We start from the raw sequence: 19,895 nt of genomic DNA on the forward strand, positions 1-19,895 counted from the left end.
TTTGGCTTAGCACGACACCTTTGATTACTTGAGGCCAATGAGAATTCTCCTGGTTGAAGACGACGAAATGATTGGCGACGCGATTGTCCAGTCGTTGCAAGACGCGGCATATGCAGCCGACTGGGTACGCGACGCCGATGCTGCAACCGGGGCTCTGTTAGGTCAGGAACACGATGTCCTACTGCTAGACCTGAATCTGCCGCATCGGGATGGCATTGACGTGCTGCGGTCGCTGCGCAGCGGTGGCAACAAGCTTCCGGTGATTATCCTGACGGCGCGCGACGGAGTCGACGACCGAATCGCCGGACTGGATGCCGGCGCGGACGACTACCTCGTGAAGCCATTCGAAATCGGCGAGCTGCTTGCGCGCCTTCGGGCCGTGACCCGCCGGTTGAGTGACCACGGCGATACCCGGATGACAAGCGGAAAGCTCACGCTCGATGCGGCGACGCACATTGCTGTGTACGACGGAGCGGAGTGCCGGCTGACGAGTCGGGAATTTGCTCTTTTGAGCGCGCTGTTGATGCGCCCAGGGACGGTTCTCTCGCGAACCCAGCTGGAGCAAAAGCTCTATGCCTGGGAGCAACAGGTGGAAGGCAATGCGGTGGAGGTCCTGATTCACGGCATCCGCAAGAAGCTGGGCGCGTCGGTGATTCGTAACGTACGAGGTGTGGGATGGCTGGTGGACAAGGACGACAATCACGCTCTCTGACGCTCCAGCTCTCGGCGTGGATTGGCGGTGTGATGGCAGTGGTGGGCGTGCTCGCATGCGGTTTTTCATTCGCGTTCGCCTACCAGGAAGCACGAGCGCTGCAGGATGGCCAACTGAACGAAATTGCTGCCCTGATTGACAGTCACGCACTGGCGCTCACGGAAACGCGGTCTTCGGTCGAAAGCTCTCAGGACCCAGACGTCAAAGTCGTCATCGACAGGCTAAGCGAAACGTCGGCTGGCCTGTCGCAGGCGGCGGGACTCACGATTCCTCGTGCGATGGCCGACGGGTTTCACGACCTCGACGGCAGCGGACAGAGCTGGCGAGTCAATATCCGCACGCTGCGGAATGGCGAGCGCATCGCCGTCGCTGAGCCTTCTGCACTGCGTGACGAAATTGCCCGTGACGGTGCAATGAGGACGCTCGTGCCCGTGCTTCTCCTGATGCCGGTTCTGTTTGTGGTCGTCGTTGTTATTGTCAGAACGAAACTGGCGCCGCTCTCAAATCTGGCGACGGTCGTGGACCAGCAAACGGATGCCTCGCTCGAGCCGTTATCGGAAGATGGTATCGCCTCCGAAGTGCTTCCGTTTGTCCGGTCAATCAACAGCCTCATTGGACGGCTGAAAGAAGCTATGAGTCATCAGCGCCGCTTTGTCGCTAGCGCGGCGCATGAGTTGCGTTCGCCACTTGCGGCCCTGTCGTTGCAAGCGGGTAACCTGGGCGCAACCATCACGTCACCTGATGCTCGCGAGCGACTCTCGGCGTTCCAGTCTGGATTGCGACGTACCCACCGGCTGGTGGAGCAACTGCTGGCCTTGGCGAGGTCTGAGCAGGCAGCACTGGAGCAGCCGGCAGCGTGGTCGTTGCGTACTGCGGTGACTGACGCTATCAATACCAGCATCGGACTTGCCCGCGCAAAGGACATTGACCTCGGGATTGAGCAGGTTGACGACATTGACGTGGTGGTCGATGCGTCATCCATGGCGGTGGTGCTGAGGAACCTGGTCGACAATGCCGTGCGATACACCCCCGATGGCGGGAAGGTCGACGTGTCGGCTTTTCAGAGAGCGGGCGAACTGATATTTGAGGTCACTGACACAGGACCCGGCATACCGGACAACGAACTTGAGCATGTGCTGGAGCCGTTCTATCGCCTTGGGCATTCAACCGCTACAGGAAGTGGCCTGGGCTTGTCCATCGTGACTGAAATCGCGCGACGCGCGAGCGGCCGGCTGGACCTCGCAAACATTCCGGGTGGATTTCGCGCACGGTATATTCAGCCGCTGGGAAGTACGACGTGAATCCAGGGGGCCCGGGTTGTGGCCCGTGGCTGGGTTCTATGTATCGCAAAGGAACGCCTCTGAGGTTAGGCGTTCCCGGCCATCACTTCGTCGGATGTTCTGCCTGCCACTTCTTCATATAGGCGATTTCCTCTTTTTGCGCCTTGATGAGCTCAGACGGTTGGATGAAATCCGGTGGCCTCAATCGCGGCGACCAGTTGGTTCTGCGGGAATGACGAATCGATTTTCACCATTTTTGCGGCCACATCAATGTCCAGTTTAACCGCCGGGTCGATGCTGGTGATTGCGCGAATGATGGCGCTGGCGCAGCCGCCGCACGACATATCCTTCACTTCAAATTGCATTTTTCGCTCCAGATATAAACGAGCGACTCTCACTCTGGACCTTCCCACCATCGGAAGGTCAAGTGGCCGATGCAATTCTCTCGACAAAATGAGGTGCGAAGTCGTCAGTCGGTGCGCACCGGCGCTGGCCTTTAGATGACGAAAGAACTACGTGCAGCTGGACTTTCACTTGGAATGCCCCGCAGGTGGCAATAAAAACTGCTCTGGCGAGTGCGGCTTGCGGCTACACACTGACTGACTGACGGGCGAGCGGACTCGCTCAGAGGTTGCAGTTACACGCGGCACTTTCGCGACCCTGCGCCGTTCTAAACCCCATGCTAGACTTCGCATCCATGTCGTACTGGCGCAAACTCCTCGTCGTGATGCTGTTGGCACTGAGCCTTCCGGTTCAGTCGTTCGCGGCCGTCTCCATGATATGCGAGCCTTCGCATTTCGGTGGGGATGGGGCGACCGCGCAGCACGCGGACTGGGAAGAGTCGGCTCACCATCATCAGATGCATGATGCGATGACGGCCGATGGCGACCACTACAGCCATCACACTGGCGATGCCCAGCATGTTCACACGTGTTCGACATGCGCTTCCTGCTGTTTCGGCGGGGGCCTGCCGCTCGCCGCGACAGTGGCAACATCTGCCAACGCAGTTCATTTTGCCGTTCCGGTTCCCCCCTCAGCTCGTGTCCCGTCGTTTCTGACTGACGGGGTCGAACGCCCTCCCCGAATTTCTCTCGTCTAGTCCTTCGGTCGCAGCCTCACGCTGCGATGTGCAATTTCGCCCTGATGGCCGCACGTCGGCCATCAAGGTGACTTACGACGAGAAAAATCCATGCGAATGTTTATTGCGGCGCTCTTCAGCGCGGCGGCATTGTTGCCGGCGCTCGCGCACGCCACTACCGCACTTCCTGACCCGACCGACGCCGCCGCATCGGTTCCGGCGGTCAGTGTGCCGTCCGCCTTCGCGGACTACCAACCATACCTGGACCAGAAAGCGCCTACCTGGCAGGAGCTTAATCGGGCAGTGACGAGTTCATCAGGGATGGCAGGAATGGCCGGGATGAGCCACGGCAATATGCCGTCCGGCGGCACCGCTGCCAAATATATCGAGCACAGCTCGCGCCACGAGGAACCGGTCAAATGATGCGCCACTTCTTTTTGAACGGCCGCGCCATTGCTGCCGCCACTGCGCTTGCGTTCCTTGCTGGCTGTACGACGTTTTCCAGGGACGGCGGCTTCAATACTGTTTCCACGGTGGCGTCCGAACGACTCGGAAAAGACGCTGTACTGGTGAAGACGGACGAAGACCGGGAGACGGTTGCAAAGCGCACGCAGGAGCTGCTTTCGAAGCCACTCAGCATGGACGACGCGGTGCAAATCGCTTTGCTGAACAACCGTGGCCTGCAAGCCTCATATGGCGAGCTCGGGATTTCGGAGGCGGACCTCGTTCAGGCGGGACGACTGCCGAACCCCGGATTCATGTTCAGTCGCACGCAGGGGAACGGCTCCCTGAGCATCAATCGCACCTTCACGCTCGGCTTGATGAGTGTCCTGACGATGCCACTGGCGACGCGCATTGAAAGCCGCCGCTTCGAGCAAACCAAACTGCTCGCGGCAGATGCGATGCTCAAGGTGGCCGCCGATTCCCGGCGTGCCTATATCAACGCGGTCGCTGCCGGGCAGTCTGTCGCATACACCGGGCAGGTGAAGGATTCAGCGGAGGCCGGCGCCGAACTCGCGCAGCGTATGCAGCAGGCAGGCAACGTCAGCAAGCTCGACTACGCGCGCGAGCAGGCGTTCTATGCAGATGCGGTGGCGCAAGTGGCGAAAGCGCGGCAGCAGTCAGTGTCCGCCCGGGAAAAGCTCACGCGCACGATGGGCCTGTGGGGGGCACAAACGCAGTACGTACTTCCCGAGCGCCTGCCGGACCTCCCAAAGACCAGGCCTGAGCTGAACGACCTTGAGAGTTTCGCGATGCTGAACCGGCTGGACATCCAGGCGGCGAAGCTGCAGACGCAGAGGGTCGCTTCCTCTTTGGGTCTTAGCAAGGTGACGCGTGTCATCAATGCAGTGGATGTCGGGTACCAGAACAATTTCACGACGTCCGATGGACATCAACAAGGCTATCAAATCGGCGTCGAAATACCCCTATTCGACTGGGGTAGCGCGAAAGTGGCCCGTTCCGAAGCGATATACATGCAGTCGGTCAACCGTGTTGCCGAGACCGCGATTAACGCGCGGTCGGAAGTGCGGGAGTCGTATTCGGCGTACGTAACCGATTACGACGTTGCAAAGCACTACCGCGACGACGTCGTGCCGATTCGGAAGGCCATTTCGGACGAAATGCTGCTTCGCTACAACGGCATGCTCGCGAGCGCGTTCGACCTGCTTGCCGATTCACGCGACCAGGTCGGTGCCGTGAACAGCTACATCGACGCGCTGAAGGAATACTGGCTCGCGGAGACTGACCTGCAACAGGCGCTCGGTGGCCGTCTTCCGCCGCTCGCGATGGCCTCGGCGCCATCCGCACCCACGACGCAAGCCGCGTCGCCCAACGATTCTGAAGGTGAATAACATGGTTTCACGTCGAAAATTCCTGGGCGGCTCCGGTGCGGCGCTGTTGGGGGCGGCGCTGGTCAGCAAGGCTGGCGCGGCGTCGCTGCCCGAAGCGCCGACGATGTCGAATGCCACGACGCAACCGCCGCTCGCACCGCCAAACGGCCGACCGTACACGCCCGTTGCCACGTTGAATGGCTGGACGCTGCCGTGGCGGATGAAAAATGGCTGGAAGGAGTTCCACCTGATAGCCGAGCCGGTGGTGCGCGAGATGGCGCCGGGCATGAACGCGAACCTGTGGGGCTACAACGGTCAGACGCCGGGTCCGACCATCGAAGCGGTCGAAGGCGACAAGGTCCGCATCTTCGTGACCAACAAGCTGCCCGAGCACACGACCGTTCATTGGCACGGGATGCTGCTGGCTTCCGGGATGGACGGCGTGGGCGGCCTCACGCAACCGCATATTCCGCCGGGAAAGACGTTCGTGTATGAGTTCGAACTGGAAACGCACGGCACGTTCATGTACCACCCGCATTCCGATGAAATGGTGCAGATGGCGATGGGAATGATGGGCCTGTTCATCGTGCATCCGAAAGACCCGTCGTTGATGCCCGTCGACCGCGATTTCGTGTTCGTCATGTCCGCGTTCGACATCGACCCAGGCAGCTTCACGCCGCGCGTCAACGAGATGACCAACTTCAACATGTGGACGTGGAACTCGCGCGTGTTCCCGGGCATCGACCCGTTGCCTATCCGTGCTGGCGACCGTGTGCGCATCCGTTTCGGCAATCTGACGATGACCAACCACCCTATCCACCTGCACGGCTATCGCTTCGAGGTCGCGGGCACCGATGGTGGATGGATTCCAAAGAGCGCGCGCTGGCCGGAGGTCACCTCTGACGTGGCAGTCGGCCAGATGCGCGCCATCGAGTTCACCGCCAATCGGCCCGGCGACTGGGCGTTTCACTGCCACAAGTCGCATCACACGATGAACGCGATGGGGCATCAGGTGCCGAACATGATTGGCGTCCCGCAAAAAGACCTCGCGCAGCGCATCAACAAGCTGGTTCCCGACTACATGCCGATGGGCAGCACGGGCGGCGCCATGGGCGCAATGGAGATGCCGCTGCCCGACAACACGCTGCCGATGATGACGGGCAAGGGCCCGTTCGGGCCGCTCGAGATGGGCGGAATGTTCACCGTCGTGAAGGTACGCGAAGGACTGGGCCACAACGACTACCGCGACCCGGGCTGGTACAGGCACCCCAAGGGGACTGTCGCTTACGAATACGCCGGCGAGCTGCCGGATAGCTGATTGTGATAGCCGGACGCCAGGTCCAACTCGTTTTCATCGTTTAACCAATGGAGAAACAGTAATGAAAAAAGCGCTTGCATTGATTCTGACTGGCTGCGTGCTCACAGTGTCGGCAACGGCCTATGCCGCCGGTGACATGGGCAACATGGACATGAGCGGCAGCAGTTCCAAACAAGGGGCCCAGGCACAGGCCAGCATGTCGCATGGAGAAGTCCGGAAGGTCGACGCCGCCGCAGGAAAGCTGACCATCAAAGCCGGTCCGATAGAGAATCTGGGCATGGACGCCATGACGATGGTGTTCAACGTCAAGGACCCAGCGATGCTCTCAGAGGTCAAAGTTGGCGACAAAATTGATTTCGTTGCCGAAGAGGCGAATGACGTCGTGACTATTACCAAGCTGCAGAAGCAATAACCGGCGGGCAACGCACGCTGCGGCCTCCGTGCCGCAGCGGTCCAAGCGACTATCTGGATTCTTGAGAACATGAAAACAAACACTCGCAACAGACTGATGGGCATGGCGGTGACAGTGACGTTTGGACTCGCGCCGGCCGCTGCGTTCGCCCATGGCAAGCCCGAACACGCGACTCCGGCGGCGAAAAGCGGCCCGTGACCGTTCCATTTCTCTTGATTGCTTTTGGTTATCACCTATGTTGAATCCATGAAGTCGCAATGGAATGCTTTCGTACTGACTTTGCGTTACGACATACGGGAGGAAAATACCGGTGAGCGCTTTCAAAGGCGTCTTGATGCAGATGTTCGGCCGTCCGCATGGCGTTCTCGGCCGGCTAGGTGGCGTGGTCATGGCAAAGACGAATCAGCCATGCGCCGCCTGGGTGGTCGACTTGCTGGAGATTCGGGGAACCGATAGCGTACTTGAGGTTGGCTTCGGACCCGGAGTGGGCATTCAGCTTCTGGCGGCGTCCGCGAAGCATATTGCCGGCATCGACCCGTCTCCGGAGATGTTGAGGCAGGCCACGGTTCGGAACGCCCAGGCAATTGATTGTGGTCAGGTCGACCTGCGAATCGGCTCTGCGGAGCGCTTGCCGTTCGAAGAAAACACGTTCGACAAGGCGTTAACCATCAACTCCATGCAAGTGTGGCCGGACGCCACCGCCGGCCTTATAGAGATGCAGCGGGTGATGAAGTCGGGCGCCAGGATTGCGCTTGGTTTCACACTCCATTCGGGGCAACAGCGCAGCGGATTGGTTGAAAGGCTCGCAGTCGCCGGCTTCGCCGAAGCAAAGGTCATCGAGACAGACAACGCATTCTGCGCGATCGCCGCAAAGCCATAACCTGATGAAGGGCGGATGCAACCCGGCAGTCTCAACTGACGCCACTGCCGCGCCGCTGTTCGCGATACCTATATGCCCGCTTCGGGTCCGGAAGCCATCCTACGTGTCACTGATAAGCGGGTTTCTCATACGGCGCAGACTGGAGCCCTGAATGACGTTCAGCCCGTGTATTTTCAGGCTCACGATTACCGCCCGGTCCCGCTAATTCCGTTTCCCTGCAATATGCCGGGGACGCTGGCGCACCAGCATCACGACGACCTCAACGAACCCAACGACCATCTCGCCGCAGCATCAATCTCTGGTCAATTACTGCTTGACCTTCCCATTGCAGGAATGTTCAAAATGAACTCCGATGGCCAGTGGGCCGCTGTTTGGAGGGAGCTCGACATGAACATTGGTGAAGTCGCGAAGGCGTCCGGCGTTTCCGCCAAGATGATTCGCCACTATGAAGAGGCCGGCCTGATTCAGGCCGCCACGCGGACAGAATCGAATTATCGGGTGTACACGCACAAGGATGTGGAGGTGCTGCGCTTCGTCGGACGAGCTCGCCACCTCGGCTTCTCGATGAAGCAGATTTCCGTATTGCTGAGCCTTTGGGAAGACCGAAGCCGGCCCAGTAGTGAGGTCAAGCGGCTCGTGAAGGGGCATATCGCGGAATTGGACCAGCGTATCGGGGAACTGACAGAGATGAGAGACACGCTGGCGCATCTGGCCGAGCACTGCAGGGGCGACTTACGCCCCGAATGCCCAATTCTGGAAGCCCTGGCTGGCCAAAGACATTAGTTGCAGCGCTTGACCTTCCAACGGTTGGAAGGTCGATAGTGGAATTGCTCACAACACAACGGAGTTTTCAAAATGGAACTGGAAGTCAAAGACATGACCTGCGGGCATTGTGCGGGCGTGATCACGAAAGCGGTCAAGGAAGTCGACACACAGGCGACGGTGGACATCGACGTTGCGACCAGGACGGTGCGCATCGAATCCGCGCGCGGTGCCGACATTTTTTTGTCGGCCATCCAGGAATCAGGGTACACCCCCGCTGTTCGCGCTTGACCCTCTCGCCGGCATAGTGCCGGTCCTGCGGTCCTCGACGGCCGCACCGCCCACTGGTGCGGCCTTTCAAACAGAATTATGGCTACCCAACTTCTGAATCCCCACGCGGTGGTTGCCGCCACTCCCACCTCGACCATCACCTTCGAACTGCCCATTGAGGGCATGACGTGCGCATCGTGCGTCGCGCGGGTGGAAAAAGCGATTGCGCGCGTGCCCGGTGTGACGCGTACCTCCGTGAATCTTGCGACCGAGAAAGCGTCTATCGAAGCTGACTCTCTGCAGGCGCAGGCTGCCGTCGCGGACGCCGTCCGTTCGGCGGGCTATGAGGTGCCGGAACAGGAGATAGTGCTGCGCATCAACGGCATGACCTGTGCATCGTGCGTCGCGCGCGTTGAAAAGGCACTGAACAAGGTTGCCGGCGTGTCGTCGGCCAGCGTGAACCTGGCGACGGAACAGGCAACGATAAAAGCCCTTGCAGGTGTCTCCCCGGACGTTCTCGTGAGTACCGTACAGAAGGCGGGGTACGACGCGACCATTCCGGAATCGGACGTTGAGCAGCCGCCGAAGCGTGACTTTGCGGCGTTCAGGGTCACCGGTGCAGCCATTTTTAGCGTTCCGCTCCTCGTTCCGATGGTAGCGCAATGGTTGGGCGGGCACGTCATGCTCCCCATCTGGCTTTCGTTTGCGCTGGCGACCGTCGTGCAATTTGGGTTCGGCATGCGTTTCTACAAATCGGCGTACAAAGCGGTGCTCGCCAAGGCGGGCAACATGGATTTGCTGGTCGCTCTCGGGACGTCGGCCGCGTACGGCTTGAGCGTCTATGAAGTCATCGCCCATCCGGGCGACATGGGCCATCTGTATTTCGAAGCGTCGGCTGTTGTCATCACGCTCGTGCTGTTCGGGAAATGGCTCGAGGCCAAGGCAAAGCGCCAGACTACGGAGGCTATCCGCGCATTGAACGCGTTGCGGCCTGACAGAGCGCGAGTCCGCATCGATGGTACTGAGCAGGAAGTACCCCTTTCCGCTGTACGGGTCGGCACGCAGGTCGTCGTCCGCCCGGGTGAGCGCGTTCCGGTGGACGGCACGATAGTGGAAGGCGCCAGCTCCGTGGACGAGTCACTCATTACGGGTGAGAGCTTGCCCGTCGCCATGCAACCGGGCGATAGAGTGACTGGTGGGTCCATCAACGTTGACGGACTGCTTGTTGTCGAGACGACGGCCGTCGGCGCTGAGACGACGCTGTCCAGAATCATCCGGCTCGTTGAGTCCGCTCAGGCTGAGAAAGCACCGGTTCAACGGTTGGTGGACAAGGTGAGCGCCGTATTTGTGCCTACGATTTTGGGAATTGCATTCTTGACGCTCGTTGGCTGGATGCTTTACTCAGGTCACGTAGAAACCGCCATTCTCAATGCGGTAGCCGTGCTGGTCATCGCCTGTCCGTGCGCGCTGGGACTGGCGACACCGACCGCTATCATGGCCGGCACCGGAGTTGCGGCGCGACACGGCATTCTCATCAAGGACGCCGAAGCCCTCGAAGTCGCGCATCGAATCAATACGGTCGCGTTCGACAAGACCGGCACGCTGACCGTCGGCAAGCCGACCCTCGTCGAATTCCGCACCTTCGGCGTGGTGCGCGATGAAGCGCTCGCAATCGCGGCAGCCATCCAGCAGGGCAGCGAGCATCCGTTGGCACACGCGGTGACGCAAGCGGCACAGGCGGACGGGATAGCCGCTCCGAAGGCGAGTGAGGTGCGAGCCATCGCCGGGCGCGGCGTTCAGGCGGTTGTCGATGGCCGGGCCTACACCATTGCGAACGCTCGCTTCCTGCGGGAAGCGCGAATCAATGTACCCACAGAGGTTCTTGCTCAGGGCGATTTTGCGCAAGCTGAAGGACGGACGGTTTCGTGGCTCGTCGAGTTGGGCGATGCCCGCAAGGTTGTGGCGCTGCTCGCGTTTGGCGACACCGTCAAGGACACGGCGGCGGATGCCATCGACCACATGCGTTCCATGAAAATCCGGACGGTCCTGCTGACCGGCGACAATCAGGGCGCGGCGCGTGCGGTAGCTGAGAAGCTCGGTATCGGGGAAGTCCGCGCCGAGGTGTTGCCCGAAGACAAGGCCCGGGTTGTCTCTGAACTGCGCTCGTCCGGGAGAACAGTTGGCATGGTTGGCGATGGCATCAACGATGCGCCCGCACTTGTGGCGGCCGATGTGGGCATTGCCATGGCGACCGGGACCGACGTCGCGATGCACGCGGCCGGCATCACGTTGATGCGGGGTGACCCGGCACTCATCGCGGACGCCATCGACATCTCGCGCCGCACCTACCGCAAGATTCAGCAGAACCTGTTCTGGGCGTTCATCTATAACGTGGTTGGCGTGCCGCTGGCGGCGCTGGGCCTGCTCAGTCCAGTAGTGGCCGGCGCCGCAATGGCGTTCAGTAGTGTCTGCGTTGTGAGTAACGCGCTGACGTTGCGGCTGTGGTCGCCGGATAAGAAGCGTCGGTAACTGACCTTGCCCCTGTTTCACGAATCCCATAACCGAGGGCACTATGCGGCCGCACCTTGTTGAGTAGCGAACCAGTTCTTCTCGAACGTCATGGGGCTGACGTAATTGAGCGTCGAGTGTAGCCGATGCGCGTTATAAAAGTTGAGCCAATCGACCACTTCGTCCATTGCCGCACGTCTGGTCGGGGAGTGTCGACCGTGCAGGCGCGCAACCTTCAGCGAACCCCATAGACTTTCGGTCGGCGCGTTATCCCAGCAATCGCCACGTCGGCTCATCGATGAGCGCATGCCATATGCCTTCAGCGCGTCCTGGAACAGTCCGCTGCAATACTGACTGCCACGGTCGCTATGAACGATTACGCCGGCTTCAGGACGGCGCCGGAACCACGCCATACGCAGCGCATCGGTGACCAGCTCGGCCTTCATGTGCGGCTGCATTGACCAGCCCACGACCTGCTGGCTGAACAGGTCGATAATGACGGCCAGATACAGCCAGCCTTCGGCTTCCGCGGCGCCTGCGTCCAGGGATGTCAAAAAAGGGGGCGACAAGAGGCCTCAACTACAGGATAACCTTGAGACTCGTATAGATCAGTCGCGTACCGATCACGAGCAGAATTGCGTGGGTTAGCTCATGGAAAAGCGTTACGTTCATACGGCGGTTGAGCAGAACACCCGCGTAGGTGCCAAGAACCGCAAGAGGAGTGAGAACGAGGCTGGTAAGCAAAGTCGTTCTGGTGAACAAGCCCAGCATGGAAAAACTCATCAGTTTTGTCACATTGACGGCCGCGAAGAATGCTGCCGTGGTGCCGGCGAAACAGCGGTTGCTCAATTTGAACGGCAACAAATAGATCGCCAGCGCCGGTTCGCCCGCGTTGGCCATAAAGCTGGTAAAGCCAGATGTGGCTCCCCAGAATAGGCACGACGCCGGGCGCAAACGATGATCCTTTTCCGGTGTGGGACGGCGAGACTCCGACCAGCGACGCCAGGCAAAGTCGACCGAGATCACACCGATGCCGAGCCTCAGCCACGCTTCCGGAAGATGATGTATCGCCAGCGTACCGAGCCCTATGCCAACGAGCGCGGCGGGAAGTGCCATGCGCAGCAACGGCCAACTCCATTGCCCGCGATACTGCCACAACGCGACAAGGTCAGTTAGGCAGAGGATGGGCAAAAGAAGCGCCACGACTTCGGGCACAGGAAGGCGAAGCGCCATCAGTGGGACGGCCACGACGCCGAGGCCAAGGCCAAAGCCACCCTTCGAGATGCTTGTCAGCAGGAGTGCGGGGATGCTAAAGAGGTAAAACCATGGATCGCTGATCAAGGAGGCACTCAACATTTGACGGAGTTCTGTGCTTACGCGTTGTAAACCCCAGCCGATGAATCGTCGACTGCGATGTCCGCTGAGACAACTGAGCGGGCAAGCCGGATCGGATGCAACGCGCCACTCTCGAAGTTGAATACGGGTTGGTTAGCAGCTGGCTGGTCAATCAGCCCCACGGGGAAGCGGAAGGCTATATGCTACATCGGACCCAAGATATCTAAGAACGATTTTTATTTGCATTTGTTACCGGCTGCTGTCGTCAGACTCGGTACTGAACATGCTGCCCCTGTTGCGCGTTGGCTGATCACCGCATGTTCAACCTATGACCATCTACGTCTGAGTCGCCGCGCGCAGCGCCACGAGAATGAAGCTGGCTTCGCCGACGGGTTGCAGTTTGCCGTCGCTTCGCCAAATGGCGACTCGTCGCTCACAGGACGAAACCGCTCGCGCGGTAAGGGGCTCCGGCCAACGTTAGTGGTCCCGGAGAGGAAACCGACTCTGTTTTCATGCTGAAGGGCGAGGCAATCCGCCTCGTCGTTCAATGGGAGCAGAGCCATGACTCACATCAGCCAGGATATCGGTCCGCTGCGCCAGCGCATGATCGACGCCACCGCGATCACGATGGGAAAGTGAACGAAGAACTGAATTGCCGTATAGCCGATCAGGTCCTTGGATTTGAGCCGCAAAATACCGAGAAGAGGCAACATCCAGAACGGGTTCCCGAAACGAGAGGCCGGGCAGTGACTCATCATCGAGCACCAGGTCGAAGACGTCGACAAAACTCTTGTCTCCTTTCGCCTTGTTCGCCCAAACACTCATCACTATGAGGTTCCCGTCGGCGTACGCGATGTCATTGTTGACACGGTCCACCGACCAGTCAGTATCCGCGCCCGTGCTGTGAGTCAGCTCTACAAGCGTCACCGGACAAGTCGGGTAATCAATGAACTCAATGTAATCGGCATTGATACTCGCGTGGACAACTTTGCCCCGTCGCAACGCGTTCTGGCGTAGCTGCAGCCATTTACGTTCGAAGCGCGTGGGTCGCTGGCGGTGGAGGGTGATGCGGAAGTGACGAGGGATGCGTTGCGGGAAGCGACGACGGAGACGGCAATGCGGGAGGCGGTGGATTCCGTCGCGGAGATGCGGGTGGCGGTTGAATTGCTGGCAAAGGAGTGGCCGGAAGAATACCCGGCCGGTGCCGTGGAGTGGTTGATTGCCGCAAGCAGCAGTGGCGCGATGTCAGTTGCCACGCAATCTGGCAGGTAGACAAAGCGCCGTGTCCGTCGATAGCCTCTTGCAGCAGGGTATGGTGAAGAGTTTTTCAGCTACCTATACTCATGCACCAGTCGTGCGTCAAACCTATCGCAAAACTCCTCCACTTCATCGTGTTCCGGCATGTCGGGGGCTGTCGGATATCCAGACAGCCGAAGTGCTTCTCGCAGCTTGATAGCCTCCTCTGCGGTTATCCCGAGTGCCCGCCGTAGCATGACGACCTGCAGATACACGCGTTCCGCAAGTGTTCTTCGTCGAGTTCGTAGTCCCATAAGGTTGGGGCATTGCCTACGCGCTGATTGCCCGCAATCTTCCCGGACCTGTCGGGGTAAAGGGCGCCTTGTTCTCGGTCGCGCCGTGATTGCTGATGATGATGATTATCATGATGCCGATGGCGGGAGCCGGATTGTTCGGCATGGCGTTGGGCATGCCCGCGCCGGTTATGACCCTCGTGTTGCATCTGGTGTTCGGCGCGGTTCTCGGGCTCGTATACGGCGCTCGCGGGTCACGCCTCATCGCGGCTTAAACCGTAACGCTGTACTCTACGGCCGAGACCATCTGCGGCAACGCAGATGCAATCCTTGCAGCCGGCGTCAAACCCGGCGGCAAAGCCGTTTCAGAACCTCAACCAAACAGCCGGAGATGCATCTTGAAGAAAAGAGGACTGGTAGCTCGACTCGCTGTGGCGACAACCTGGATTGGACTGTATGGCGCGTTGAGCACGATGGCTCACGCACAGAGCTCAGTTCTGCCGTTCGAGACGCACGCGGAATTCTTCTCGGCGCAGACGCACCAGAAAGTGCCGCTCGACCCACAGGTTTTCGTCGCAGAGCCATCGGCTCCCGGAGCCGTCGGACCTCAGGCTATCAAGCATGTCGCCGGCCTTCGCAACGCCCTCATCGCCGACGACGCCTCATTGCCGATTAGCACCGCGTTGAACAAGCCGCTCCACATGACGCTCGGGGAATGGCTAGGTGCCAAGGGCGATGTCATCTTCACCCCGAGGCCCGACGGACGCGAGAAGATAACACTCGCTGTTTCCAACTTGAAGCCAGACGGCCACTACAGCCTCTTCGAGAACCACTTCGACCAGAAGCCCGTGGGATTCACACCGCTCGACGGGACAGGCAAGACGAACAACTTCGTGGCCGACGCGTCCGGAAAAGCGGCCATTACCGTGGTCGCTCCGGCACCGCTCACGCATGACAATGCGGTATTGCTTGTCTACCACTCTGACGGAAAGACGCACGGTCAATCCCGCGGCAACATCGGCGTCGATGCGCATCACCAGTTGATTGCAAGGCCGTAGTCTAGACTCCGCCCCAAGACAGACCGCCACCGGCCGTCTCGCTGTGAGACGGCCATGTTCATTATCAGCTGTGCGCAGGCGGCGTCCACGCGTAGTCACGGAACTTGTGGTCGACGTCCGTGTGAAACAGGTGATTGGTGTAATTGCTCAGCGTCTTGACGGAAATCGCCAGGATGATTTCGAGAACCGTCTTTTCGGTGTAACCGGCCGCGAGGAACGCCGCGAGTTTGTCCGACGAGGGGTTACCGCGCGAGACCACCATTGTGCGCGTGAAGTCTGCGAGTGCTCGCAGCTTGGCGTCCTCGATTTGCGCGTCGGAACGGATAGCTTCCACGGCCTGCGCGGGCGTCTTCGACACGTGCGTCGCAATCATGCTGTGCGCGGCCACGCAGTACGTGCACTCGTTGATGCGCGATATGACCAGAAACACGGCTTCTTGCTCGGCTGACGTCAAGGACGATTCCGAACGGAACACCCGGTATCCGTGCAGGTACGTATCCAGGAGCGCAGGATAGTTTGCCATCGCGGCATACATGTTCGGGATAGAGCCTGCCTGCTTGCGGGCTGTTTCGAGCACTTCTTTCGCGCGAGCGTCCGAGGTGTCAGGGGCAACCAGAGGAAGGCTGAGCGTTGCGGTTTCGTTCATGCGAGCTCCTTATGGGAAGGTGGAAGCGCCCTAGCCGAGCGCTTCCAGAAAAAATCAGTTTTGTATTTGTAGTCCAAAACGGGTAAAAAAAAATCAGCACTCCATGGGCTGGAGCACCGTATCGATGAAAGGCTGCATTTCTTTGGCTAAGAAGCCGCTTTGAGCCATCACCCGCAGACCGGAGATACTGGTGACAAGGATGAGCGCCTGCTGCTTCGCGTTCAGGTCTGCCCGGATGCAACCATCCTCCTGTCCTGCCTTGATGAGCGCCTCGAACGTCATGGCCATTTCGCTGAACCCATTGCGAGTGACTTCGGCCATGTCCGGATGATGTTTGCTCAGCTCGACTGCAGTGTTCACGAGCAGACAGCCTTTCCCGTCGTCGTTTCGCTTTGCCACATTGAGCAGCAGATGACGAAGTACATCCAGAACGTTCGATTGGCGAGTTGAACGCTGCAGCGCCGCAGCTCTGTCGCGCGTGTAGCTTGCAATAGCTTCGCGAAGCAGGTCGGTTTTCGAACCGAACGTGTTGTAGAAGGATGATTTCGCAATCCCCATCCGCTCCACAAGCTCCCCGGCCGAAATCGAGCCGTACCCGCACTCCCAGAATGCACTGGTAGCGCGCTTCACGGCTTCGTCACGGTCGAATTCTATCGGGCGCGCCATACGCTCCTCATCAGCAATTTTGGACAAGTGTACCAAAATGTCCCGCAGAAGGTGGGACTTACCCCTATGAGCTCAGCGGTCGACTTCGATGATGCGCGTAGCTGTTTGCAGCAAGTCAGGCTCGACGATGTCGGGCTGAGCGCCAACTGCAAGCGGAGCGTTACCGGGTCTTGCGACCAAAGCCGCGCTGTAGCCAGCCGCGAGCGCGCCGAGCGTGTCCCACGTGTGCGAAGCTATTAGACGAAGGTCGGACGGTTGCGCGTTCAACGCCCGCGCGACGTGGACATAGACCTCTCGTGCCGGTTTGAACTTTGCGACTTCGTCCACGGAGAAGGTGTGCTCGAAGAAGTCATACAGTCTTGCCTGAACGAGGGACGCCTTCCCAGCTTCGCCAGCGGAATTGGTCAGTGTCATCATGCGAAATCCGGCATTTGCCAACTTCTCCAGCGCCTCGGGCACCTCACGGTGGGGCGGCAGTTTGCTCATCGTCGACTTGAACTCTTCGAGGTCGCCATCCTTCAGTTCAATCTGCCTAAACGTCGCGACCATCTGCAAAACAGCCACCGCGAGCGTACCAAACCGTGTGTATTCCCCACTCAGCGTCAGGGCCTCTGAATAGAGAATCAATTCGGCAAACCATTGACGCATAACTCGCGCATCCCCGAACACGCGTTCGAAGAAGGGATTGAGAACTTCGATGTCGAGCAACGTTTCATTGACGTCAAAAACGAGCGTGCGACCACGCGTAGCAACGGCACTCATGAACAACTCCTTGAGTAATGGTGCTGGGCTATCCAAACTAACCGTGACGGTTCCGAGTGATGCGCGACCCAGCGAACGCGCGGCTGAAACCGCTTACGAGCATAGCGCCGGCATACGAAGTCTGCTTGCTTCGAACAGGCTGCCGAGAAGAAACGTAAACGGCGCGATGCGGTTCGTGACGCCGGCGCAGCGTCATGGCAACCTCGATCAGGACATTCTGGATCGACGCGCAGAGCTCTATGAGAACGCCCGGCGACGCAATCCGCTTCGATGGAAAGGCCACACGCGCAACTGGCAGCGCGTCGATACTGTGCACCTGAACCCGGATCGAATTGACAACCAGGGCAGCGCCCCACAACACCGAAATCAAGACAGAGAGCCTGCCTGAAATCTAATCGTTGAGGCGACAACTACCTTGAAAATTTCCGTGCTTGGCTGCACCCTAGTTGGCGCAGCCATCGACATCGAAGTGGCAGCAAGGGGCCTGTAGATTTCTGATGCCAGCTTCATACGCTGTCGACGGGCGATGGACCGGCTCATTTGCGCGCAGTCGATTTTGGAAGCAATGAGGATGGACGGCGCGGGTGCGGCGGATGGCGCGGCAGCGACGTGGGAAGCGATGCCGGAAACGGCAATGCGGAGGGCGGTGGAGTTGCTGGCAAGGCGATGGCCGGAGGATTATCCCGCCGGCGCGGTGGAGTGGTTGATTGCAGGACGGAGTTAAACAGATACAGACGCGCGGTCGTCGGGAACGGGCGAATGCCTGGCTCAGCCATCAACCATAGAGAACGAAAGGTAAGAAACGTTCATGTACCGGTTATCGTCCCGCGCGACGACGTTTTTTAGCTCGTTCCGCGAGTGGGCGGTCTATTTTGTCGCCCTCTCCTCGACATGAGAAATCGGCATCCCTCGTTGTGCGCTTTTTGTTGCCAACGATTTAGCCCACAACGTCGAATGAGGTTCCCTCTGTTTTTCGCCTTCCAGAGGCCCTTGGTTATGCAGCGACATCCCTCGTCTGCTGAGCGTTGATCCAGTCTTGCAGGAACTGAACCGGTGATGCAAAGCCGATCGACGAATGGCGGCGATTGCGGTTATAGAACACTTCGATGTATTCAAACAAGTCCGCCATCGCTTCCTGGTGCGTCCGGTAGCGCGTGCCGTGTACCCGCTCGTTTTTCAGGCTATTGAAGAAGCTCTCCGTGGGCGCGTTATCCCAGCAATTTCCCTTGCGGCTCATCGAGCAACGCATGCCGTATTCCGCCAGCTTGCGCTGGAAGTCGTGACTGGCGTATTGGGCGGATTCAACCGGTCGTCGCAACACCCCCGAAATCGAAAGGGTGAAATGGCAAAGAAACACGGGCGGTGCCGCCGGGGAATCCGGCCGTTGGTAGGCTCTATCGGGCGCCCTGGCGTCAATCAGAAGCAGAACCTGCAACGGTTCTGGAAAGCAATTGCACAGGGTCTGTCAAGCGAGGAAGCGGCAGCCATAGCCGGTGTGTCTTCAGCGGTCGGAGCGCGCTGGTTCAGGCAAAGTGGCGGTATGCCCAATATCAGCCTTACTCCGCTTTCAGCTCGATTTCTCGCCCTTCAGGAACGGGAGGAAATCGCGCTCTTACGCGTCCAAGGGCATGGCATTCGCGAGATTGCCCGGCGTGTAGGACGACATCCATCGACTATCTCTCGAGAACTGAGCCGCAATGCTGCGACGCGTAGTGGCTACGTTGAATATCGCGCAACAACAGCCCAATGGCACGCAGAGCGGCGCGCGAGACGTCCGAAGACCGCGAAGCTAGCGGCTAACGATAAGCTCAGGCAATACGTCGAGGACCGACTCTCTGGCGCGATCGCGACGCCAGGTGGACGGCGGGTCGGCCCTCGATTGCTTTGGAAAGGCCGGCGTCATGGCGGGCGCCAGGACCGACATTGGGCGATGTCGTGGAGTCCGGAGCAGATCGCCCGACGGCTGCCGGTTGACTTCCCCGGTGATGAGTCTATGCGCATCTCGCACGAGGCGATTTACCAGGCGCTGTACATTAAAGATCGAGGAGCTCTGAACCGGGAAATGAGTGCGTGCCTACGCCTGGGTCGATCATTGCGAGTCCCGCGCGCTCGCACACGAACGAAAGGGAAGAAGTTTGTGACGCCTGAAGTCATGATCAAATCCCGTCCAGCGGAAGTCGAACATCGCATCGAACCCGGTCATTGGGAGGGCGATTTAATTATCGGACTGGGGAGTTCTGCGATTGGCACCCTCGTAGAACGCACGACTCGCTTCACGATGTTACTGCATCTACCCCGCATGGAGGACCACGGAATCCAAAGAACGAAGAATGGACCCGCATTGGCCGGACACGGTGCCGCCGCGGTAGGGAACGCGATTACTACGTCGATGAACGCACTGCCAGAGCAGCTACGTAAAACCCTGACGTGGGATCAGGGTGCGGAAATGGCCCAACATGCAAAGCTGAGCATCGACACAGGGCTTCAGATCTATTTCTGTGATCCTCGGAGTCCCTGGCAGCGCGGCACGAACGAGAACACGAATGGATTGCTGCGGCAGTACTTCCCGAAGGGAACAGATCTCGCTCGATATGGACCGGAAGAACTCTCTGCCGTCGCGTACGCCCTGAACAACCGACCTCGCAAAACACTTGGATGGAAAACGCCTTCCGAAGTGTTCAGCGAGCATCTATCATGAGCGCTTAACCGGTGTTGCGACGACCGGTTGAATCCGCCGCCGTTCAGACTGACCGACAGGACCTCGCACAGCGCCGACAGCGGATATTGCCGGCTCTGCGAATCAATCCAGGCGTACTTCACAGGAGGTCCTTCGCGAAGAACGCCGCC

General features: G+C 59.4%; 22 protein-coding genes and 3 pseudogenes. 17 read left to right on the forward strand and 8 right to left on the reverse strand.

The annotated features are described in order from the left end of the window. Positions 1-37 precede the first annotated feature (37 nt). Together HV744_RS29135 and HV744_RS29140 are read left to right on the forward strand one after the other, a co-directional pair. Positions 38-712: a response regulator gene (locus tag HV744_RS29135; RefSeq protein WP_175152818.1), complete on the forward strand. Its 675-nt coding sequence runs from the start codon at positions 38-40 to the stop codon at positions 710-712. Then, positions 676-2,013 carry an ATP-binding protein gene (locus tag HV744_RS29140; protein ID WP_175152819.1) on the forward strand — a complete coding sequence of 446 codons (1,338 nt, stop codon included), beginning with the start codon at positions 676-678 and terminating at the stop codon, positions 2,011-2,013. Before HV744_RS29135 ends, HV744_RS29140 begins: the two co-directional genes overlap by 37 nt. Before the next feature lie 152 nt (positions 2,014-2,165). Here the strand turns inward: HV744_RS29140 and HV744_RS29145 are convergent, their stop codons facing one another. Continuing rightward, entirely contained in the window at positions 2,166-2,357 is a 192-nt protein-coding gene (locus HV744_RS29145) for a heavy-metal-associated domain-containing protein (RefSeq protein WP_175152820.1), read from the reverse strand. 824 nt (positions 2,358-3,181) lie between these two features. Between HV744_RS29145 and HV744_RS29150 the strand changes: the two genes are divergently transcribed. From HV744_RS29150 to HV744_RS29185, 9 genes are all read left to right on the forward strand, one after another. Beyond that, positions 3,182-3,493, forward strand: coding sequence for a hypothetical protein (locus tag HV744_RS29150; RefSeq protein ID WP_175152821.1), 312 nt, complete (start codon positions 3,182-3,184; stop codon positions 3,491-3,493). After that, the gene (locus HV744_RS29155; RefSeq protein ID WP_175152822.1) at positions 3,490-4,923 is read left to right on the forward strand and encodes a TolC family protein; all 1,434 of its coding nucleotides are present in this window, start codon (positions 3,490-3,492) and stop codon (positions 4,921-4,923) included. Before HV744_RS29150 ends, HV744_RS29155 begins: the two co-directional genes overlap by 4 nt. 1 nt (position 4,924) lies before the next feature. Next, positions 4,925-6,220 carry a multicopper oxidase family protein gene (locus HV744_RS29160; RefSeq protein WP_175152823.1) on the forward strand — a complete coding sequence of 432 codons (1,296 nt, stop codon included), beginning with the start codon at positions 4,925-4,927 and terminating at the stop codon, positions 6,218-6,220. A gap of 61 nt (positions 6,221-6,281) precedes the next feature. Beyond that, on the forward strand, positions 6,282-6,632 hold the full coding sequence (locus HV744_RS29165; protein ID WP_175152824.1) for a copper-binding protein: 351 nt from the start codon (positions 6,282-6,284) through the stop codon (positions 6,630-6,632). 69 nt (positions 6,633-6,701) lie between these two features. Beyond that, positions 6,702-6,830, forward strand: a complete 129-nt coding sequence (locus HV744_RS38090; protein ID WP_281363679.1) for a hypothetical protein — start codon at positions 6,702-6,704, stop codon at positions 6,828-6,830. A 112-nt stretch (positions 6,831-6,942) separates the two neighbouring features. After that, on the forward strand, positions 6,943-7,512 hold the full coding sequence (locus HV744_RS29170) for a class I SAM-dependent methyltransferase (protein WP_217469170.1): 570 nt from the start codon (positions 6,943-6,945) through the stop codon (positions 7,510-7,512). A gap of 387 nt (positions 7,513-7,899) precedes the next feature. Then, positions 7,900-8,295 carry a Cu(I)-responsive transcriptional regulator gene (cueR, locus tag HV744_RS29175; RefSeq protein ID WP_175152839.1) on the forward strand — a complete coding sequence of 132 codons (396 nt, stop codon included), beginning with the start codon at positions 7,900-7,902 and terminating at the stop codon, positions 8,293-8,295. Positions 8,296-8,367: 72 nt separating this feature from the next. Continuing rightward, complete coding sequence (locus tag HV744_RS29180; RefSeq protein ID WP_175152825.1) at positions 8,368-8,565, forward strand: heavy-metal-associated domain-containing protein; 198 nt, start codon at positions 8,368-8,370, stop codon at positions 8,563-8,565. Positions 8,566-8,643: 78 nt separating this feature from the next. Beyond that, complete coding sequence (locus HV744_RS29185) at positions 8,644-11,073, forward strand: heavy metal translocating P-type ATPase (RefSeq protein WP_175152826.1); 2,430 nt, start codon at positions 8,644-8,646, stop codon at positions 11,071-11,073. 41 nt (positions 11,074-11,114) lie between these two features. On the opposite strand, the pseudogene HV744_RS29190 reads toward HV744_RS29185, so the two are convergent. The 3 genes and pseudogenes from HV744_RS29190 to HV744_RS29200 form a co-directional block, all read right to left on the reverse strand. Then, a pseudogene (locus HV744_RS29190) lies at positions 11,115-11,582 on the reverse strand (IS3 family transposase); the annotation flags it as partial. A gap of 49 nt (positions 11,583-11,631) precedes the next feature. Beyond that, positions 11,632-12,393 (reverse strand): sulfite exporter TauE/SafE family protein, encoded by a 762-nt coding sequence (locus HV744_RS29195; protein ID WP_175152827.1) that lies wholly within the window; start codon positions 12,391-12,393, stop codon positions 11,632-11,634. Between the two features lie 560 nt (positions 12,394-12,953). Beyond that, positions 12,954-13,172 carry a TIGR00366 family protein gene (locus HV744_RS29200; protein ID WP_217469171.1) on the reverse strand — a complete coding sequence of 73 codons (219 nt, stop codon included), beginning with the start codon at positions 13,170-13,172 and terminating at the stop codon, positions 12,954-12,956. A 331-nt stretch (positions 13,173-13,503) separates the two neighbouring features. Here HV744_RS29200 and HV744_RS29205 point away from each other — a divergent pair, with 331 nt between their 5' ends. The 3 genes from HV744_RS29205 (at position 13,504) to HV744_RS29215 (ending at position 14,974) form a co-directional block, all read left to right on the forward strand. Continuing rightward, on the forward strand, positions 13,504-13,659 hold the full coding sequence (locus tag HV744_RS29205; RefSeq protein ID WP_175152828.1) for a hypothetical protein: 156 nt from the start codon (positions 13,504-13,506) through the stop codon (positions 13,657-13,659). Between the two features lie 373 nt (positions 13,660-14,032). Then, positions 14,033-14,191, forward strand: coding sequence for a DUF6789 family protein (locus HV744_RS29210; protein WP_175152829.1), 159 nt, complete (start codon positions 14,033-14,035; stop codon positions 14,189-14,191). 123 nt (positions 14,192-14,314) lie between these two features. Continuing rightward, on the forward strand, positions 14,315-14,974 hold the full coding sequence (locus HV744_RS29215) for a hypothetical protein (protein WP_246279242.1): 660 nt from the start codon (positions 14,315-14,317) through the stop codon (positions 14,972-14,974). Positions 14,975-15,038: 64 nt separating this feature from the next. Here HV744_RS29215 and HV744_RS29220 read toward each other — a convergent pair whose 3' ends face one another. The 3 genes from HV744_RS29220 to HV744_RS29230 all read right to left on the reverse strand — a co-directional run bounded on the left by HV744_RS29220 (position 15,039) and on the right by HV744_RS29230 (position 17,048). After that, positions 15,039-15,620: a carboxymuconolactone decarboxylase family protein gene (locus HV744_RS29220; protein WP_175152830.1), complete on the reverse strand. Its 582-nt coding sequence runs from the start codon at positions 15,618-15,620 to the stop codon at positions 15,039-15,041. A 93-nt stretch (positions 15,621-15,713) separates the two neighbouring features. Then, complete coding sequence (locus HV744_RS29225) at positions 15,714-16,313, reverse strand: TetR/AcrR family transcriptional regulator (protein ID WP_246279243.1); 600 nt, start codon at positions 16,311-16,313, stop codon at positions 15,714-15,716. A gap of 45 nt (positions 16,314-16,358) precedes the next feature. Further along, positions 16,359-17,048: a haloacid dehalogenase type II gene (locus tag HV744_RS29230; RefSeq protein WP_175152831.1), complete on the reverse strand. Its 690-nt coding sequence runs from the start codon at positions 17,046-17,048 to the stop codon at positions 16,359-16,361. Here HV744_RS29230 and HV744_RS38580 point away from each other — a divergent pair. Beyond that, the gene (locus tag HV744_RS38580) at positions 17,047-17,436 is read left to right on the forward strand and encodes a hypothetical protein (RefSeq protein WP_175152832.1); all 390 of its coding nucleotides are present in this window, start codon (positions 17,047-17,049) and stop codon (positions 17,434-17,436) included. The two genes, HV744_RS29230 and HV744_RS38580, sit on opposite strands and share 2 nt — an antisense overlap. A gap of 138 nt (positions 17,437-17,574) precedes the next feature. After that, on the forward strand, positions 17,575-17,772 hold the full coding sequence (locus tag HV744_RS29240) for a hypothetical protein (protein ID WP_175152833.1): 198 nt from the start codon (positions 17,575-17,577) through the stop codon (positions 17,770-17,772). A gap of 270 nt (positions 17,773-18,042) precedes the next feature. Here HV744_RS29240 and HV744_RS29245 read toward each other — a convergent pair. Continuing rightward, positions 18,043-18,345 (reverse strand): annotated as a pseudogene (locus tag HV744_RS29245) (IS3 family transposase); the annotation flags it as partial. A gap of 45 nt (positions 18,346-18,390) precedes the next feature. Here HV744_RS29245 and HV744_RS29250 point away from each other — a divergent pair. Then, positions 18,391-19,777, forward strand: a pseudogene (locus HV744_RS29250) (IS30 family transposase). Positions 19,778-19,895 lie beyond the last annotated feature (118 nt).

Source organism: Paraburkholderia ultramafica, assembly GCF_902859915.1.
GTDB lineage: Bacteria > Pseudomonadota > Gammaproteobacteria > Burkholderiales > Burkholderiaceae > Paraburkholderia > Paraburkholderia ultramafica.